The following is a 17,390-nucleotide window of genomic DNA, read 5'->3' as shown; positions in this document are numbered from 1 at the left end:
CCCGCCGCGGCCGCGCCCGCCCCCCCCCCCCCCGCGCCCCCCCCCCCCCCCCACGACTCGGAAGTGGGGGGAGGAGAGTCAGGGGGCGGGGCAGATCACGATGCCGTTGGCGGCGGCGAGGGGGGATCCGGTTGTGCACGTGCCGTAGCCGAGGGTGGGCGTGCGGCGCATGGCGGGGGCGTCGAACAGGCCCAGGTGCGCGCCGGTGAGCACGACGGACGACACGGGTCCGCCCCAGGGCTTCGCGGCGAGCCACTCCACGTCGTTCTCGCGCACCCACTCCGCGAGCGGCGCGACGGCGGCGCGCTGCTGGGCGAGCGTCTCGGCCGGGGTCCGCGTGGCGCGGACCGTGTCGCCGACAGCGCCGCCCGACACCACGGCGGCCAGCGCAAGGGCCGCGGCGAGAGCCGTCGCGCGCCGGAGGCCGGGCGCGCCCGAGGTCCCGTGCCGTCGCCACAGTGCGACGACGGCGCGGACCGCGATCGCGGCGAGGATGGGAGCGAAGGCGAACACGCCGACGGCAGGATGACGCACCCACAGCGGCAGCTGCGCGGCCTGCGACCACCAGCCCACGAACGCGAGCAGGCCCACGGCGGATCCGAACCCGAGCGCGAGCAGCTGCGGATCCCGCTCCCACCAGCGCGGCCGCTGCGGCTGCGGGAGGGCGTCGGCGCCCTGCGACTCCCGCGGGAGCGTGCCGAGTCCGGCCTCCGCGCGACGACCGGGCAGCGCGGCCCACAGCACCACGACCGCAGCGAGCAGGACCGCGAGGGCGGCGAGCCACCACGGGACGAACCAGGATCCGGCCAGCGTGCCGAGCTTCTGCGGCACCGTGGTCGGCTCGATGTGCTGTCCTCCGCTCAGCAGGAAGCCGCCCAGCGCGCGCACGTGGCGGGCGTAGCCGGTGAATCCGAGCGATACGAGCGCGATCAGCTCCATCAGCACGGTGGGCGCGGCCACGAGCACCAGCGGCAGGATCGCACGGCGCAGCGTCGCGCCGAACCTCCGCCGGAACGGCGCGATGGGGGTGAGCAGGAACAGCGCGACGGCGAAGGCGGGCAGCGCGAGCAGGGCGATGAGCTTCGCCTGCACCGCGAGCCCGAGCAGCAGCCCCGCGAGCCAGGCGCGGCGCGGGAGCACGATCAGCGCCCACACGATGAGCGCGGCCGCGGCGATCTCGCCGAGCAGGTCGGCCGGGCCCTGGATCGGCGAGACGCTGTCTGCCGTGTTGAACGCGAGGGGGAGCGCGACGGCGATGAGCGCGCCGTACCGGCCGGCGAGGCGCCGGCCCAGCACGCCGAGGCCGATCAGCAGCAGCACCCAGTACGCGAGCGGTACGAGCCGGGCGCCGATCACCGGATCCGCACCCAGCGCCAGCACTCCGGCGACCGGCAGCAGCACGACCGGTCCGGTGGAGATCCGCGGATCGAACGGCGTGAGGGTCGAGCCGGACAGCGCACCGTCGCTCGCGTAGCCGAGCCCGGCCACGAGGTTGCGCGGCACCGTGAGGTTGAAGGCCTCGTCCTCCCAGAATCGCAGCACGGTCAGGCTGTGCCACATCACGATCGCGTTCGCGACGATCAGCAGCCCGAGCAGGATCCAGAACGCGATTCCGGAGAGGCGCCGGGTCATGCGGATCCGGGTCCCTCGAACTCGAGCGCCCGCAGCGGAGCCCCGGGGCGCAGCGACCACATCCAGGCCTCGCGCAGCGCCCTGAGCGCGAAGAGCACGAGCTTCTTGGGCGGCAGCGACGGGCGCGCGACCTTGCCCCACATCGTTCCGGTGCTCGAAGAGCCGCGCCGCGGGATGCTGCGCACGCTCAGGTAGCGCACCGTGAACCCGGCGCGCACTTCGGCGAAGGAGAAATGAACGTGCGGCACGAGCGCGTCCGAGGGCACGGCGTTCACGAGGATCTGCAGGGCCTCGGGGCGGTACGCGCGCAGCGGGGTGTTCACGTCGGGGACGCCGCGTCCGACGACGACGGCGGTGAGCAGGCGCACGCCCGCGGTGAGCAGGCGCCGGTACCAGGCGTCGGTACGGGAGTGGCGCACGCCGTGCACGACGTCCGCGCCCGTGCGGCCGAGGGCTCGCACGGTCGATGCGATCTCGGATCCGAGGAACTGCCCGTCGCCGTCGACGTGCACGATCGCGTCGGGGGAGAGCGCGAGCCCTCCGCGGTAGGCGGCGAGGGCGGTGGGGCCGTGGCCGCGGTTGGCCGGCTGGGTCTGCACGTCGATGTCGTCGATGCCGGACAGCGCGTCCGCCGTGCCGTCGGTGGAGCGGTCATCGGCGACGACGAAGGTCACGCGTTCCGCCAGCGGGGCGACGGCGGCGCGGATCTCCTCGATGAAGCCGCCGATGCCCTCGGCCTCGTTGTAGGCCGGCATCACGACGGCCAGGTGGGCGTACTGCACTCGAACCTCGAGCCTTCTCATGGAGGGCCCGTGCGGGCCGGGGCGGGACCCGTCGGGGCCACGGCGGCACCGGCGCAGTCTTCGCGGAGGAAGGAGCGGGGATCCGCCTGTTCACGCCAGGCGTCCTGGGCCGCACCGTCCCCCGGGTATTCTAGTAGGGCTATGGATCGCCGCTCCCGGTTGCGCCGTCTGGCGGGAGTCGGCACCCGCTTCTTGATCGTCGGCGGCATCAGCACGCTCATCGAGATCGGCGCGTTCAACCTCTTCGTCTACGCCTTCGGGTGGGACCTCGTCGTCGGCAAGATCGCCGCGAGCCTCGTCGCGCTGGTGAACGCGTACATCGGCAACCGCGAATGGGCGTTCCGTGGACGAGATCGGCGTGGACGCGTCGCCGAGATCGTGCTGTTCCTCGTGGTCAACCTGGTCTGCACCGGTCTCGGGGCGGGGATCGTGTGGCTCGGCGCCGACATCGTCGAGGGGCTGACCGGACACGGGCCGGGTCAGGCGATGGTGAACCTGATCAACCTCGGCAGCATCGCGGTGATCGTGCTCGTGCGCTTCGTGCTGTACCACTACATCGTCTTCCGCCACACGCCGAAAGCGGTGCCGGCCGCGGCCGAGACCTCGCGAGACTCCTGATCCCGCCTGAGACACCACGTGGCGCGCGGTGTCTCACGCGGGAGGTGGTGTCTCGCGGATCCGTTCCAGCGCGAGCGAGGATCCACCCGCCGGGGGTTCACCCCGCCGCTCAGGCGCGGGCGCGCAGGTCCTTGCGCAGGATCTTGCCCGAGCTCGACTTGGGGATGACGTCGATGAACTCCACCAGGCGCACCTTCTCATGCGGGGCGACGTGGGTGGCCACGTGCGCCTTCACGCCCTCTGCGTCGAGCTCGGCGCCCTGCTGCAGCACCACGAACGCCTTCGGCACCTCCTGGCCGTCCTCGTCCGAGACGCCGATCACGGCGGCATCGGCGATCGCGGGGTGCTCGAGCAGCACGGCCTCGAGCACGGCGGGCGCGACCTGGTAGCCCTTGTACTTGATCAGCTCCTTCAGACGGTCCACGATCCGGAACACGCCCTCCGCCGTCACGGTCGCGACGTCGCCGGTGTGCAGCCAGCCGTCCGCATCCAGCATGTCGGCGGTCGCATCGGGGCGGTTCAGGTAGCCCTTCATGACCTGCGGCCCGCGGATCAGCAGCTCGCCGGGATCGCTCGCACCCTCGGCTGGGACGACGACGTCGGATCCGTCCTCGGCGAGCAGGCGGGCCTCGGTGTTCGGGATCAGCAGCCCGACCGAGGACAGGTCGATGTCGTCGCGCTCGACCGGGATCGTGTGGGTCACCGGGCTGGTCTCCGTCATGCCGTAGCCCTGCCGCACGGTGCAGTCCAGGCGCTCCGCGACCGCGTGCGCGAGCGCGCCGTCGAGCGGGGCCGCCCCCGAGAACACGACCTTGACGGCGCTCATGTCGTACTGGGCGACGAGCGGATGCTTGGCGAGCGCGACGGCGATCGGCGGTGCGATGAAGAGCCAGCTCGTGCGCTGCTCCGCGATGATGCGCAGGAACTCGACGAGGTCGAACTTCGGCATCGTGACCAGGGTCGCGCGCAGTCGCACGGCGAGGTTGAGCAGCACCGTCATGCCGTAGATGTGGAAGAACGGCAGCACGGCGAGGATCCGGTCCTCGTCCTTGAGGTCGATCGAGACCGTGCTCTGCGCGACGTTCGCGACGAGGTTGCGGTGCGTGAGCATCACGCCCTTGGGGCGCCCGGTCGTACCGGAGGAGTAGGGCAGTACGGCGACGTGCGTGGCGGGGTCGAACGTGATCGCGGGGGCGTGGTGCCCCTCGGCGAGCAGGTCGCGCAGCGAGGGGTGCCCCTCGGCGCCGTCGAGGACGATGAGCTGGTCGGCCGGCAGGCCCAGCTCGGCCGCGGCGGCCTGCGCCTGGGGCAGCAGCGGGCTGACCGTGATCAGCCAGTACGCGGAGGCGTCGCGCAGCTGGTTGGCGATCTCTTCCGCGGTGTAGAGCGCGTTGATCGTGGTCGCCGTGGCGCCCGAGCGCAGGATCCCGTGGAACACGGTCGCGAACGCCGGGACGTTCGGGCAGAGGAGCCCGACGGCGTCGCCGACGCCGATGCCGCGTGCGGCGAGTGCGCCCGCGAAGAGGTCGATCTGCCCGATCAGCTGGCGGTACGTGGTCTCGGCGCCGGACATGCCATCGACGAGCGCGACGCGGTCGAGGTCGTGCTCCGAGATGTCGCCGAAGAGGTACTCGTGGATCGGAACCGCGGGGATCTCGATGTCGGGGTGGATGCTGCTGACCATGGGATCTCCTTCGATCTCGGTCGCGTGCGGTCGGGCGCCGCGTCGCTTGCGATTCAGTGTCGCATGAAACGGCACTGGGTGTCAGGGCTGATTCCGGGCCTCCGGATCCCGTGGCGCTCGCAGAGGAGGATACCGGGGCTGTCGCGCGCATGGCCGTTGCGGAACCGCCCGAACGGCCCCGGGTACCCTGGTTCCGTGCGCATCCGTCTCGACATCGCCTACGACGGCACCCACTTCCGGGGCTGGGCGAAGCAACCGGGGCTGCGCACCGTGCAGGGCACGATCGAGCAGGCGCTCGCCCGCATCGTCGGCCCGTCGGCCGGTGCCGATGACGCGGAAGGATCCGATCCGCGCCTCGTGGTCGCCGGGCGCACCGACGCCGGCGTGCACGCCACGGGACAGGTCGCGCACGTCGACCTCGATGAGCGGCAGTGGTCGCGCGTCGTGACCCGCAACGGGCGGGCGGCGTCGGATCCGGCCGGTTCGCTCGCCTCGCGGATCCGCGGCGTGCTCGGCCAGTACCCCGACGTCACGGTCTCGCGCACGTCGTCGGCCCCGGAGGGCTTCGACGCGCGGTTCTCCGCGGTGTGGCGCCGCTACCGCTACCGCCTCGCGGATGCGCGCGCCGGCTACGACCCGCTGCTGCGGCATGACACGACCACCATCCGCGGAGCCCTCGACGAGGCGGCCATGGACGCCGCCGCGCAGACGCTCATCGGCCTGCACGACTTCGCCGCGTACTGCAAGCCGCGCGAGGAGGCCACCACGATCCGGACGCTGCTCGACTACCGGTGGACACGCGATGCGACCGGGGTGCTCGTGGCCGAGGTCAAGGCCGACGCGTTCTGCCACAGCATGGTGCGCGCGCTCGTCGGCGCCTGCGCGGCGGTGGGGGAGGGGCGTCTCGAGGTGGCGGATCTCGCCCGCCTGCGCGATGAGCTCACCCGGACCAGCGCGTTCAAGGTGCTGGCCGCGCGCGGTCTGACGCTCACCGAGGTGGGGTACCCCGCCGACGACCTGCTCGCCACCCGCGCGGAGCAGACCCGCAACCGCCGCGACCGCGAGGACTGAGGGCGCCGGGAGCCCGGGATCCCGGGCAGGTGCGGCGACCCCCGATCCTCCCCGGTTCGAGGGCCGCTGCCGTCCCCTGGTTCCGGCTCCGGCGGGGAAGGAGCGGGTCGGCCTCCCCAGCACCGACCTCCGACGCCCCTCGGGTCCCCCGCGCGCGAACCGTATGCTGAACCTACGCGGGGGCTCTTCACAGCCGGAGAGGGGGACTGTGATGGTGGGTTCCGACGGTCGATCCCAGGATTTCGCCAGTGCATTGACGCACGCGATCGAGGACAGCGGGCTGTCGCTCACCGGCGCGCACCAGCGTCTGCTCGCGCACGGGAACCGCGTCTCGCTGACCACCCTCAGCTACTGGCGTTCGGGCGCCAGGCACCCGGACGGCGCGGCCTCCCTCAGCGCCGTGGAGGACCTGGAGCGGATCCTCGGTCTTGATCGCGGGACCCTGACGGACCGCATCCCGCCGGCCGCGCGACTCGGAACCCTGGCCGCCCCGCGCGTGCCGTTCGACGAGGAGCGCGAGCGGCGCGAGACGGAGGAGACGTTCGCGGCGCTGGACGCCGCTCCGCAGCTCGCGATCCGCGATCTCTCCACGCACATGACCGTCTACACCCGGCCGGACGGCGCGATGGAGCGCACGGAGTTCCAGTGCGTCATCCAGGTCACGCGCGGAATCGTGGCCGAGATCCCGCTGATCGACGTCGCGCCGGAGGAGACGGATGCGATGAGCGAGATCCTCGACGTGGTGGGCGGACGGCTCGACCGGGAGTACCAGCATCCCGGACGGCTGCTCTCGGGGATCGTCATCGCGCTGGACGAGCCGGTCGCGGCCGGCGAGACCTTCACCCTCGACTTCGTCGAGCGGCTGCCGCCCGGATACCCGGCACGCCGAAGCGCCTGGCACGCGACGGCGAGGCGCGCGAAGGAGACCGTCATCCGCGTCATCTTCCCCGAGGGGAGGGAACCGGACTGGTGCGAGGAGTACATCGAGACCGAGGAGGGCGAGGAGCATTCCGCGCCTGCCGCGCTCCGCGGTCGCATCGCCCACACCGTCCGGCACGGATTCGGTCCTGGCGTGCTCGGGCTGCGATGGGGCGGCACGACGCAGCTCGGCAGGCCGCCGGCAGACGCCTAACACCGGGTGAATACCGTGCGACCGCCCAGGGTAGGAAGGGAGCGCGCGAGTAGCGTGGGGGACGTGCGGATCATCTCCTACAACCTGCGCAAGCACCGGGCGGCGCATGAGCTCGACGACCTCGTCGACGCCCATGACCCCGACGTGCTGTGCCTGCAGGAGGGGGACACCGCCTCGCTGCCGGAGCGCGCCGGAGGCCTGGTGCTCGCGCACACGACGCAGCGCAACCGGCTGGGACTCGCGATCTACTACCGCTCCAGTGCCTTCCGACTCGTCGACATGGCGGCGGTCTCGGTCAAGAAGTCGCTGCACGACCACGTGCTCCGTCCCGCCCACGAGCGCCTCCTCGGCGTGCGCCTGCGCGATATCGACGCCGGCCGGGACTTCCTCGTGGCGTCGCTGCACGCGGCGCCGCTGACCGCGCGCAACGCGCTGCGACGGGATCAGATCCGCGCCGCGCTGTCGGAACTCTCCGAACTCGGCTGGGGCCTGCCGCAGCTGATCGTCGGCGACTTCAACTACCCCGTGTTCAAGGAGCGGCTGAGCGAGCACATGCGCGACGTCGGCTACGAGCTCGTGATGAGCGACCAGCACACGTACACGCGCTACCGGGTCTTCCGCGGGTTCTACGACTTCGCCGCCGCATCCGGGTTCATCGTCGAGTCCGTGCGCACCCTGCCGCAGGGGGAGTCGGACCACCTGCCGATCCTGGTCACCGCGACGCCGAAGTAGCCCCCACAGCTCTCCGCACGGGCCGCTCCATCGCGCCGCGTGCCGATCGTTCATCCGCAGGTCACCCCGTGGTCGCCTCGAAGCCGCCTGCGCGAGAGGGGGCAGGGGTGAACTCGCCTCATGCGGATGTCTGTGATCGGCTGCGGGTATCTCGGGGCCGTGCACGCGGCGGCCATGGCGTCGATCGGGCACGAAATGGTCGGAATCGATACGGATCCGGGCAAGGTCGCCGCGCTCGCCGAGGGGCGCGCGCCGTTCTTCGAACCGGGGCTGGACGAGCTGCTCGCGAGCGGCGTCGAGAGCGGGCGGCTGACCTTCTCCTCGGACATCGCCCAGGCGCGCGGCGCGCGGGTGCACTTCCTCGCGGTCGGCACCCCGCAGCAGGCCGACTCGTCGGCTGCCGACCTCCGCTTCGTGCACGCCGCCCTCGATGCGCTGCTCCCGCACCTGCGACCCGGCGACGTGGTCGCCGGGAAGTCCACGGTGCCCGTCGGCACCGCCGCCGCGCTCGCCGCCGCCGTGGAACGCACCGGCGCGACCCTGGTCTGGAACCCCGAGTTCCTCCGCGAGGGCTGGGCGGTGCACGACACGCTCCGCCCGGACCGCCTGGTCGTGGGCGCCGACGCGGACGAGGAGGGCGCCCGCGCCACCGAGGTGCTGCGCGAGGCGTACGCCGACGCGATCGCCGCCGGCAGCCCGTTCCTCGCGACCGACCTCGCCACAGCCGAGCTCGTGAAGGGCGCGGCGAACGCCTTCCTCGCCACGAAGATCTCGTTCATCAATGCGATGGCCGAGATCGCCGAGGCCTCCGGCGCCGACGTGACCCTGCTCGCGGACGCGATCGGTCACGATGTGCGGATCGGCCGGCGCTTCCTCGGGGCCGGGATCGGGTTCGGCGGCGGCTGCCTGCCCAAGGACATCAGGGCTTTCGCGGCGCGTGCGGAGGAGCTCGGCCGTGGCGCATCCGTGGGGTTCCTCCGCGAGGTGGATGCGATCAACCTGCGCCGGCGCGAGCACGCGGTGCGGCTGGTCGTCGACGCGTTCGGCGGCAACGTCGTGGGCCGGCGGATCACGATGCTCGGCGCCGCGTTCAAGCCGCACAGCGACGATGTGCGCGACTCCCCGGCGCTCGAGGTCGCGACCCGGCTGCGCGGCCTCGGGGCGAAGGTGACGGTGACGGATCCGGAGGCGATCCCGAACGCGAAGCGCCTGCATCCGCAGCTCAAGTACAAGGCCGACCGCGACGAGGCGATCCGCAAGGCCGAGGCGCTCGTGCTGGTGACCGAGTGGGACCTGTACCGCCGCGAGCTGGATCCCGCGCACGCCGCGACCCTTGCGGCCGGGCGCATCATCGTCGACGGACGCAACTGCCTGGATCCGACCGCATGGCGCGCCCAGGGCTGGACGTATCTCGGGATGGGACGTCCGTAGCGCCCGCTCGGCGAGCACGCCGCGCACCCCGGGGATCGGCAGGCGACACGACCCTGGAGCCCTCCGCTTTGTCGATAGAGTCGAGTACCGCATCGACGTGGGAAGGGGGAGAGATGCCCGATGACGAGCTGCCCCGCGACGGGGCCGGCGCCGGAGGCGCGGCGCGCGCCGATCGTCTGCCGCCCGACGACGGGCGCGCTTTCGATCTCTCCTCGTTGTTCCCGCACGAGCACGACGAGATCCCGGATGCCGATCGGCACGACGACGTGGGCACCCTGTTCGCGGATCCGACGTCGGCGCCGTCGCGCCCGGCGACGCTTCCCGGGAGGCTCGACGAAGACCTGCACCTGACGCCGGCGACCGTGCTGGTCGACACGGCCGAGGGGCACCTGTTCGACGAGGCCGCGACGGAAGCGCACCCCTTCACGCACGCGTTCCCCGCTCCTGCGCCGGCCCGGCCCGAGCCGCAGCATGCCCAGACCTACGGCTTCGCGCGCCCGCAGATGATCGCGATGGCCATCGGGCTCGTGATCACCGTCGCCGGTGCCGGATGGGCGCTCGCCTCGCCGGTCCCCTCGGCCCCGGTGGCCGTGCAGGCGTCTCCGACCGCGACGGTCGACCCCGATCGCGTGGCGAAGGTCGACGGGGCGGTCGACGCGCTCGCCGCCGCGGTGACGGCCGCGCGGGCGAGCGCGGATTCGTTCACGGCGCCGCTGGCGGCGATGGCCGGATCCAGCGATGAGTCGGCCAGGCTCGCCGCGGACGCGGCCCGGCAGGCGTACGTCGCCGCGCTCGCCGCGGTGAAGGTGCCGAAGCCCGCCGGCAAGAACGCGACCAACGCGTCGCTGGATCAGCTCGAGCGCGAGGTCGCCGCGGCGAACGGATCGCTCAGCGCCGCCAGTGCGGGCTTCCGCGGCGCGATCACGACCTTCCGGCAGTCGCTTCCGGCGTTCGCCGCGACCGCCGTCGCCGACAACGCCGATGCGGCGGAGCCGTTCCGCACCGCGGTCACCAATGCCGCGGCGGCTGCCGCAGCGTCGGATCCGTTCGGTCCCGCGCCGTTCGCGGCGATGGATGCCTGGCGCAGCGCGCTGGCCGCGCTCATCGCGGACCAGGGGCGTGCCGTCGCCGAGGCAGGATCGAGCCGATCCGGCGGAACCGGCGGATCGGGCGGCAGCGGGGGAACCTCGGGCGGCACCACGACCGAGCCGACCACCACGACACCGCCCGCCCCGGACCCGTCGACGCCGCCGGCCCCGGCCGATCCCGGGCCCACGACCCCCACGCTTCCCGGGGATCCGCCACCGACGTCCTGAGCGGAGAGGATCCCTCCCGAGGGAGCTCCTACTTCTTGGCCGGCACGCATCCCGGGGTCTCGATCGTGACCGGGGTCGGTTTGACCATCGGCGTGTGACGGACTTCGAGCGCGCCGTAGGTTCCGGCCGGCGCGCTGAACGACGCCGCGATGGTCGCGGTCTGTCCGGGCGACGTGTTCACGTTCACCTTGACAGCGGTGCGGCCGAGGTGCGGCTGCCCGCCCACGGCCACGGGCTGGCCGTCGATCGTCACGCCGGTCAGGGTGGATCCGACCGGGCCGTAGAAGTACATGTCGGTCGACACGTCGCCCTTCGGGAAGAAGCGCCCCGGTGCGATGTACACGGGCAGCGTCGGGACCGCCGCCGGATCCAGCGTGTTCTGCATCGTGACGGTGGTCGTGAAGGTCGGTGCGGCGCCCTTCTGACACTGGGTGCTCGATGCCGAGATGCCCATCTGCATGTAGTAGTCGAGCTTGCCCTCCGTGATGTCGTCGATGTAGACGCCGAGGGCGGTGGTCTTGGCGTTGTCGGTGGGCATGTTGCCGCCCACGGGCGTGCCCGCCAGCAGGTCGGCCTGCGCCTTGTCGCCGGGCGAGTACATCAGCCGCCCCTCGTTCGAGGCCTGGACGAGCGCCATCAGCAGCGCCTTGGGATCGGCATGCGTGGTGAGCATCGCATCGAAGACGCTCTTGGCCGCCGCGGCGAAGAACTGGTCCTGCACGGCGGGATCCGGGTACTTCGCGTAGACCTGGTTGAGCAGCAGCGGCACGGCGCTGTCGGCGGTGAGCGTCTCGCCGAACGGGGCCGGCATCGTCACGGGGCCGATCGCGCGAAGAAGGTAGCTGAGCGCGACCGGATCGAACGATGCGACGGCGTCGATCGGGGTGCCGAACGACTCGGCCCAGTAGGCCCGCACGATCTGCGCCGTCTCGCTGAAGTCGGGGGAGAGGGTGGAGTCCTGGATGTACCGCCCGATCTTCGTGCCGTAGAGGGCCTCGGTCTCGGGATTCAGCGGGATGATCGGATCCGTGCGCCCGTTGTGGAAGTCCTGCGATCCGGCCTGCTGGGTCAGCGAGATCTTCCCGTTCTCGGCGGTCAGCATCGCGATCGCGGCGGGGTTGCCGCCTGTGCCGCGCGACTCCGCGTTGTTCTGGAAGATCAGCAGGTAGTGCTGCGGTCCGTCGGCGCCGAGCGCCTTGGGCAGGATCGTGAGGGCGTTGTGGATCGGCGTCACGGTCGGCTCGATCTTCGCCATGGCGGCGTCGAGCTTGGCGACGCCCGAGGCGACCTGGTCGATCAGCGCGGAGCGGTCGAGCTTGTCGAGGCTCGTGCGGATGCGGGTGACGCTCGCGTCCGCGGTCTCGATCGTGGCGGCGAGCTTCTGGAGGTTGGCGACGTCGATCGCGCCGTCCTTCGGCATCAGGGCCTTCAGATCGATCGCCGTGAGCGGCGTGATCGCGTGGGTGACGAGGTCGTTGACGGATCCGGCGACCACCCGCGCCGCGACGAGGTTCGGCCCCGCCACCGGCACCCATTCGGCGCTCTTCCACAGCTGGCCCGTGGTCTCCTTCTCGGCGGACGCCGTCAGCTGGGAGATCTGCGCGATCGTGGCCTTGGATCCGGCGGTGTCGCCGTCGAGCATCTGCTGCTGGACCGTGTCGACGAGCGGGATCGCCTTCTCCAGGTCGGCTTTGGCCGCCATGGCGTGCCCGTACAGCTGCTTCCCGGCGAGGAAGCCCGCGATGGCGAGGCCGATCAGTACGAGCAGGATCACGATCGGCACCCAGAACCGGGCGCTCTTCAGCAGCGGGCGACGGTACCGGTGAGGATGCTCTCCTGATGCGTCCGCACGTCCGGAACCGCCCTCGACGGACGCGAGGAGGTCGTCCGCCTCGGGGGTGGATGCTGCCTTGGCACGATGCGCATCGTGCGCGTTGCGGGCGTGCATGGCTCGGCTCGGACGAGAGCTAGTGCACCACGGGTCGGGTGTTCATGTCGCCATTGTGATCCTCGCGAGGCGGCATCGCCACTGGCAAAAGTCGCGGCTCGCGTCATGGCGCCGGGCGGAGGGGTGCGCGGGGCTATTCGGCGGCCGGTGCGGCCTGTGTCGTGGCCAGACCTCCGTCGCGAAGATGGGCGAGGAGGTCGATCACGTCGGCGCGGATCTGCTCCACATCGACCTCGTACGCGGTGGCGAGGTTCGTCAGGAGCTGCTCGGCGTCGATCGGGCCGTTCGCGTCCAGCTCTTCCCAGACGAACGCCGCCGTCCCGAGGAGAGCAGTGGGATGGGCGGTCTCCGACGCGAGATCGAGCGCCACGATCCCGTCGGAGTTCGAGGTCCAGGCCACGGCGTCGGCGATGCGCCAACCCTGTGTTTCGCTGTGACCCATAGAGCCAGCCTAGCGAGGCGGCACGGAGGTCCCGGTGCCACAGCCTGGTCCTCGTCCGGTCGACCGGTGCCTCGCCTGGCCGCGTTCCCGCGTGCGGCGTTGCCGAAACATGCGAAATGCGAACGAAGAACGTACGCGAAGCGTCACTTTCCGGACAATCGCACTCGGCGTTCTCACAGCTATGAGATCCTGAGGGCGCAGGGGGAGTGGCCCGGAGCGCCGCTCCGCGCCTCGGGATTGCTGACGACAAGAGCGTCCGCGCAGAGACGCGTCGCGGAACGAAGAGGGGGATTCGCGGTGCAGAGCGGTAACCGAGACGAGACGGCGACGACGGCACGCGCGCTGATGACGCGGCAGCGGCGCCGACGTTGGGTGGCGACGCTGGACGCCTTCGCCTGGGTGTTCGGAACATTCCTCGCCGTCGGCCTGCGGGTGGACTTCACGCTGCCGCTCTCCGGATGGATCGCCACGCTCGCCCTCGGCGTGATCGCCGCGGCGATGCAGCTGATCGTCGGCTACGCGCTCGCACTGTATCGCGGTCGATACCCGTACGGATCGTTCAGCGAGGTGTGGACGCTCGCGCTCGTCGCAGCCGGGATCACCCTGATCCTGTCTTCGGTGATCGTGCCGTCCGGCAACCTGTTCGGCCTTCCCCGTGCGACGGTGCTGTTGGCCGGTCCGTTCGTCCTCCTCCTCATGTTCGGCGTGCGCTACATCGCCCGGCTGACGATCGAGCGTTCGCGAAAGCCTTCGAGCAGCGCGGAGCGCACCCTCGTGCTCGGCGCCGGCTATCTCGGCGACCGACTGCTGCACACCATCACCACCGATCCCGGTTCGCCGATCCTGCCCGTCGGCCTCATCGATGACGACCCGGCGAAGAAGAACCTCCGTCTGCGGGGTGTGCCGGTGCTCGGGCGTCGCGCGCAACTCGCGGAGATCGCAGCCCGAACGGGCGCGACGCGGCTCGTGATCGCCCTCGGCAACGCCGACAGCGTGCTGATGCGAGAGCTCAGCGACGCGGCCGATGCCGCAGGCATGAGCGTTTCGGTGACGCCCACCATCACCGACTACATGCTCGAAGGACATGCCGCCGTCGACGTCCGGGACATCGAGATCGAAGACCTCATCGGTCGGCACCCGGTCGACACCAACGTGGAACTCATCGCCGGTTACATCACCGGCAAACGCGTGCTGGTGACCGGTGCGGGCGGATCCATCGGGTCCGAACTCTGCCGCCAGCTCGCGAAGTTCGGCCCCAGCGAGCTGATCATGCTCGACCGTGACGAGACCGGCCTGCAGACGGCGCAGCTTGGAACGGCGGGCAATGGCCTCCTCGATACCAAGGACGTCGTGCTCGCGGACATCCGCGATGAAGCCGTGCTGAACGCGATCTTCGATGACCGTCGCCCCGAGGTCGTCTTCCATGCGGCCGCGCTCAAGCACCTGCCGATGCTCGAGCAGTACCCCGACGAAGCCTGGAAGACGAATGTGATCGGCTCGCTCAACGTGCTGCAGGCCGCGCGTCGCGTCGGGGTGAGCCACTTCGTCAACATCTCCACCGACAAGGCGGCGAATCCGACCAGCGTGCTGGGGCATTCCAAGCGCGTGGCCGAGAAGCTCACCGCGTGGGCGGGGGAGCAGACCGGAATGCAATATCTGTCTGTGCGCTTCGGGAACGTGATCGGCAGCCGCGGATCCATGCTCCCGACGTTCCAGCGCCTGATCGCGGACGACAAGCCGATCACCGTCACGCATCCCGACGCGACCCGGTACTTCATGACGATTCCCGAGGCGTGCCAGCTGGTGATCCAGGCCGGCGGCATCGGACGTGCCGGCGAGGTCCTCATCCTCGACATGGGCGAGCCCGTCTCGATCCTCGAGGTCGCCAAGCGCATGATCTCGATGTCGGGCAAGGACATCGAGATCGTCTTCACCGGGCTCCGCCACGGCGAGAAGCTGCACGAGGAGCTGGTCGGAGCACGCGAGAACCTCGAGCGTCCGTTCCACCCGCAGATCTCGCACGCCCACGCGGACACGATCAGCCCCGAGCGCCTCGACAAGGCCGGCTGGGAAGCGCGGATGAAGGCGGAGCCGCGCAACAACGACACCGCCGTGGTCGACCGGATCGTGGTGGATCAGGTCGTCAGCAGTGCCCCGTACCTGGGAGAATCGCCGAATGGCTGATCGCATCCTCATGTCCTCGCCGGATGTCACACAGAGCGAGGAGGACGCTGTGGTCGCGGCCATCCGCTCGGGGTGGATCGTGCCGCTCGGCCCCGACGTCGATGCATTCGAGGCGGAGCTCGCCGCTCGGGTCGGAGTGGGACACGGGGTCGCGCTGAGTTCGGGCACGGCCGCCCTGCATCTCGGCCTGCTCACGCTCGGCGTGAAGCCCGGCGACATCGTGGTGACATCGACCATGACTTTTGCGGCAACGACGAACGCGATCATGTACGCGGGCGCAGAACCGTTCTTCATCGACGCCGATGAAGCGACCGGGAACATGGACCCCGAACTGCTCCAGTCTGCTCTTGAAGCGCTGCGTGATGAAGGATCCCGTGTCGGTGCGATCGTTCCGGTGGATCTGCTGGGCAAGACGGTCGACTACACGTCGATCCTCGCGATCGCTGAGGAGTTCGGGGTGCCGGTGCTGGCCGACGCCGCGGAGTCGCTGGGGGCCTCGCACAAGGGCAGGGCCGCGGGAAGCTTCGGGCAGGTCTCAGCCGTGTCATTCAACGGCAACAAGGTCATGACCACGTCGGGCGGCGGGATGCTGCTGACCGAGGACGGGGACATCGCCGAGCGCGTCCGATACCTGGCGACTCAGGCTCGCCAACCGGTCGCGCACTACGAGCACGTCGACGTGGGGTACAACTACCGGATGAGCAATCTGCTGGCAGCCCTTGGGCGCGCGCAGCTCAGGCGCCTCGACTCCATGCTCGCTCGCCGTCGCGAGATGCGGGAGCTCTACAAGGACGTGTTCCGGGACGTGGACGGGGTCGAGGTCTTCGGTGGGGCTGATGACGCTGAGGACAACGCCTGGCTGACCTCGATTCTCGTCGACGGCGAGACCGCGGGATGGGACGCGAAAGAACTGTCGAGCGCCTTGGCGGCGGACGACATCGAGAGTCGTCCCGTCTGGAAGCCGATGCACCTGCAGCCGGTCTTCGCTCACTATCGGGGCGTTCTCAACGGTGCGTCCGAACGCCTCTTCGCCCGAGGGCTGACGCTGCCCAGCGGGTCTGCGCTAACGGCGGTTCAACGTGAGCGCGTCTTCGGCGCCATCGACCGCTTTCTCAGGAGTCGCTGAACGATGACGGCGCGCGCGTACGACCCGCTGAAGCGGCTGCTCGATGTCGTCGCCGCGGGGATCGCTCTGGTCGTGCTGTCGCCGGTGATCGCCGTCGTGGCCATTCTGGTGGCGACGAGGCTCGGGCGCCCGGTGCTGTTCGCCCAGCCTCGCCCCGGCAAGGACGCCAAGGTCTTCGTGTTGCGCAAGTTCCGGTCCATGCGCGACGTGGACCCAGCACAGGGGCTGGTCACGGATGAGCAGCGGCTCACTCGATTCGGTAGAGCGCTGCGCTCGACGAGTCTCGACGAACTGCCGTCATTGTGGAACGTTCTCAAGGGAGACATGAGCGTCGTGGGGCCTCGTCCGCTGCTGGTCGAGTATCTTCCTCGCTACACGTCGCAGCAAGCACGGCGCCATGAGGTCAGGCCCGGCATCACGGGGTTGGCACAGGCGAGCGGACGGAACGCGCTGAGCTGGGAAGAGAAGTTCGCGCTGGATGTCGAGTACGTCGACAACCGGAGCGTGGCCCTCGACGCCCGGGTGATTGTGGCGACCGTGCGAGCGGTCTTCGTGCGCGAAGGGATCTCGGCAGAGGGCCACGCGACCATGCAGAAGTTCGGGGAGACGAATGCCTGAAGACATCATCATCGTCGGTGCCGGCGGATTCGGGCGCGAGACGATCGACGTGGTTCGTGCTATCAACGCGGCCGCATCCGAACCTGTCTGGAACCTGGTCGGTGTGGTCGATGACGGACCTTCGCCCGTTCACGGCGCTCGGCTCGCGGCGCTGGGGGTTCCACATCTCGGCGGTATCGAGGAACTGCGTTCCTATGGCGCTTCAACGAAGTACGTCATCGGCATCGGATCCCCGTCCGTACGGGCTCGGCTGAGTGAGAGGATCGACTCCTGGGGCGGTCGGGCGGCCACTCTGATCCATCCGGCGGCCGTTGTCGGCTCGGAGGTGGGGATCGGCGAAGGGTCCGTCGTGTGCGGCGGGGCCCAGATCTCGACGAACATCGTGTTCGGCCGCCATGTGCACATCAATCCGGGCGCGATCGTCGGCCACGACTGCCGGCTCGAGGACTTCGTCTCGATCAACCCCGGGGCGATCATCTCGGGGGACGTCCGGGTGGATTCCGAGACCTTGATCGGCGCCGGAGCAGTCGTCCTGCAGCTGCTCGAGGTCGGTCCCGGCGCTCTCGTCGCCGCCAGCGCCTGCGTGACGAAGAACGTGCCGGCCGGCGCGACCGTGCGAGGAGTTCCTGCGCGATGACGGGCCGGCGACTGTG

Annotated in this window: 15 protein-coding genes; 10 read left to right on the top strand and 5 right to left on the bottom strand. The window is 70.6% G+C overall.

Annotated elements, in window-relative coordinates; genetic code table 11:
- Window positions 1-78: 78 nt before the first annotated feature.
- Together ACIPY5_RS13115 and ACIPY5_RS13110 are read right to left on the bottom strand one after the other, a co-directional pair.
- Window positions 79-1,632, bottom strand: a complete 1,554-nt coding sequence (locus tag ACIPY5_RS13115; protein ID WP_400971431.1) for a hypothetical protein — start codon at window positions 1,630-1,632, stop codon at window positions 79-81.
- Window positions 1,629-2,435, bottom strand: a complete 807-nt coding sequence (locus tag ACIPY5_RS13110) for a glycosyltransferase family 2 protein (RefSeq protein WP_400971429.1) — start codon at window positions 2,433-2,435, stop codon at window positions 1,629-1,631. Before ACIPY5_RS13110 ends, ACIPY5_RS13115 begins: the two co-directional genes overlap by 4 nt.
- A 141-nt stretch (window positions 2,436-2,576) precedes the next feature.
- Here ACIPY5_RS13110 and ACIPY5_RS13105 point away from each other — a divergent pair, with 141 nt between their 5' ends.
- A complete protein-coding gene (locus tag ACIPY5_RS13105; protein WP_400971427.1) occupies window positions 2,577-3,053 on the top strand; it encodes a GtrA family protein in 477 nt (158 codons plus the stop codon).
- Window positions 3,054-3,162: 109 nt separating this feature from the next.
- Here the strand turns inward: ACIPY5_RS13105 and ACIPY5_RS13100 are convergent, their stop codons facing one another.
- On the bottom strand, window positions 3,163-4,737 hold the full coding sequence (locus ACIPY5_RS13100) for an AMP-binding protein (protein WP_400971425.1): 1,575 nt from the start codon (window positions 4,735-4,737) through the stop codon (window positions 3,163-3,165).
- 195 nt (window positions 4,738-4,932) lie between these two features.
- On the opposite strand from ACIPY5_RS13100, the gene truA reads away from it, so the two are divergent.
- The 5 genes from truA to ACIPY5_RS13075 all read left to right on the top strand — a co-directional run bounded on the left by truA (window position 4,933) and on the right by ACIPY5_RS13075 (window position 10,419).
- Window positions 4,933-5,808 (top strand): tRNA pseudouridine(38-40) synthase TruA, encoded by an 876-nt coding sequence (truA, locus tag ACIPY5_RS13095; protein ID WP_400971423.1) that lies wholly within the window; start codon window positions 4,933-4,935, stop codon window positions 5,806-5,808.
- Between the two features lie 253 nt (window positions 5,809-6,061).
- Window positions 6,062-6,940 (top strand): hypothetical protein, encoded by an 879-nt coding sequence (locus ACIPY5_RS13090; protein ID WP_400971421.1) that lies wholly within the window; start codon window positions 6,062-6,064, stop codon window positions 6,938-6,940.
- Between the two features lie 63 nt (window positions 6,941-7,003).
- The gene (locus ACIPY5_RS13085; protein ID WP_292718712.1) at window positions 7,004-7,672 is read left to right on the top strand and encodes an endonuclease/exonuclease/phosphatase family protein; all 669 of its coding nucleotides are present in this window, start codon (window positions 7,004-7,006) and stop codon (window positions 7,670-7,672) included.
- A 120-nt stretch (window positions 7,673-7,792) separates the two neighbouring features.
- Entirely contained in the window at window positions 7,793-9,103 is a 1,311-nt protein-coding gene (locus ACIPY5_RS13080) for a UDP-glucose dehydrogenase family protein (RefSeq protein ID WP_400971418.1), read from the top strand.
- 113 nt (window positions 9,104-9,216) lie between these two features.
- Window positions 9,217-10,419 carry a hypothetical protein gene (locus ACIPY5_RS13075; protein ID WP_400971416.1) on the top strand — a complete coding sequence of 401 codons (1,203 nt, stop codon included), beginning with the start codon at window positions 9,217-9,219 and terminating at the stop codon, window positions 10,417-10,419.
- 28 nt (window positions 10,420-10,447) lie between these two features.
- Here ACIPY5_RS13075 and ACIPY5_RS13070 read toward each other — a convergent pair whose 3' ends face one another.
- Both ACIPY5_RS13070 and ACIPY5_RS13065 read right to left on the bottom strand, forming a co-directional pair.
- On the bottom strand, window positions 10,448-12,367 hold the full coding sequence (locus ACIPY5_RS13070; protein ID WP_400971414.1) for a DUF4012 domain-containing protein: 1,920 nt from the start codon (window positions 12,365-12,367) through the stop codon (window positions 10,448-10,450).
- 133 nt (window positions 12,368-12,500) lie between these two features.
- A complete protein-coding gene (locus ACIPY5_RS13065) occupies window positions 12,501-12,809 on the bottom strand; it encodes a PqqD family protein (RefSeq protein ID WP_400971412.1) in 309 nt (102 codons plus the stop codon).
- A 297-nt stretch (window positions 12,810-13,106) separates the two neighbouring features.
- Here ACIPY5_RS13065 and ACIPY5_RS13060 point away from each other — a divergent pair, with 297 nt between their 5' ends.
- Genes ACIPY5_RS13060 through ACIPY5_RS13045 form a run of 4 tightly spaced genes read left to right on the top strand, consistent with a single transcriptional unit; the run spans window position 13,107 to window position 17,374 of the window.
- The gene (locus ACIPY5_RS13060; protein WP_400971409.1) at window positions 13,107-14,993 is read left to right on the top strand and encodes a polysaccharide biosynthesis protein; all 1,887 of its coding nucleotides are present in this window, start codon (window positions 13,107-13,109) and stop codon (window positions 14,991-14,993) included.
- The gene (locus tag ACIPY5_RS13055) at window positions 14,986-16,119 is read left to right on the top strand and encodes a DegT/DnrJ/EryC1/StrS family aminotransferase (protein ID WP_400971407.1); all 1,134 of its coding nucleotides are present in this window, start codon (window positions 14,986-14,988) and stop codon (window positions 16,117-16,119) included. The genes ACIPY5_RS13060 and ACIPY5_RS13055 overlap by 8 nt, the downstream gene beginning before the upstream one ends.
- A 3-nt stretch (window positions 16,120-16,122) precedes the next feature.
- Entirely contained in the window at window positions 16,123-16,737 is a 615-nt protein-coding gene (locus tag ACIPY5_RS13050; RefSeq protein WP_400971405.1) for a sugar transferase, read from the top strand.
- Window positions 16,730-17,374, top strand: a complete 645-nt coding sequence (locus ACIPY5_RS13045) for an acetyltransferase (protein ID WP_400971403.1) — start codon at window positions 16,730-16,732, stop codon at window positions 17,372-17,374. Before ACIPY5_RS13050 ends, ACIPY5_RS13045 begins: the two co-directional genes overlap by 8 nt.
- The last annotated feature ends 16 nt before the right edge of the window (window positions 17,375-17,390 follow it).

Origin of the sequence: Microbacterium sp. NPDC089698, assembly GCF_044749045.1 — a bacterium.
Classification (GTDB): domain Bacteria; phylum Actinomycetota; class Actinomycetes; order Actinomycetales; family Microbacteriaceae; genus Microbacterium.
Note: the sequence above shows the minus strand (reverse complement) of the source record. Positions and strands in the feature narration are given on the sequence as shown.

Excerpts from the sequence above, each read along its gene's own strand:
- ACIPY5_RS13070 (WP_400971414.1), bottom strand. The coding sequence starts at position 12,367 with ATGCACGCCCGCAACGCGCACGATGCGCATCGTGCCAAGGCAGCATCC.
- ACIPY5_RS13110 (WP_400971429.1), bottom strand. The coding sequence starts at position 2,435 with ATGAGAAGGCTCGAGGTTCGAGTGCAGTACGCCCACCTGGCCGTCGTG.
- ACIPY5_RS13080 (WP_400971418.1), top strand. The coding sequence starts at position 7,793 with ATGCGGATGTCTGTGATCGGCTGCGGGTATCTCGGGGCCGTGCACGCG.
- ACIPY5_RS13075 (WP_400971416.1), top strand. The coding sequence starts at position 9,217 with ATGCCCGATGACGAGCTGCCCCGCGACGGGGCCGGCGCCGGAGGCGCG.
- ACIPY5_RS13065 (WP_400971412.1), bottom strand. The coding sequence starts at position 12,809 with ATGGGTCACAGCGAAACACAGGGTTGGCGCATCGCCGACGCCGTGGCC.
- ACIPY5_RS13105 (WP_400971427.1), top strand. The coding sequence starts at position 2,577 with ATGGATCGCCGCTCCCGGTTGCGCCGTCTGGCGGGAGTCGGCACCCGC.
- ACIPY5_RS13045 (WP_400971403.1), top strand. The coding sequence starts at position 16,730 with ATGCCTGAAGACATCATCATCGTCGGTGCCGGCGGATTCGGGCGCGAG.
- ACIPY5_RS13115 (WP_400971431.1), bottom strand. The coding sequence starts at position 1,632 with ATGACCCGGCGCCTCTCCGGAATCGCGTTCTGGATCCTGCTCGGGCTG.
- ACIPY5_RS13055 (WP_400971407.1), top strand. The coding sequence starts at position 14,986 with ATGGCTGATCGCATCCTCATGTCCTCGCCGGATGTCACACAGAGCGAG.
- ACIPY5_RS13050 (WP_400971405.1), top strand. The coding sequence starts at position 16,123 with ATGACGGCGCGCGCGTACGACCCGCTGAAGCGGCTGCTCGATGTCGTC.
- ACIPY5_RS13100 (WP_400971425.1), bottom strand. The coding sequence starts at position 4,737 with ATGGTCAGCAGCATCCACCCCGACATCGAGATCCCCGCGGTTCCGATC.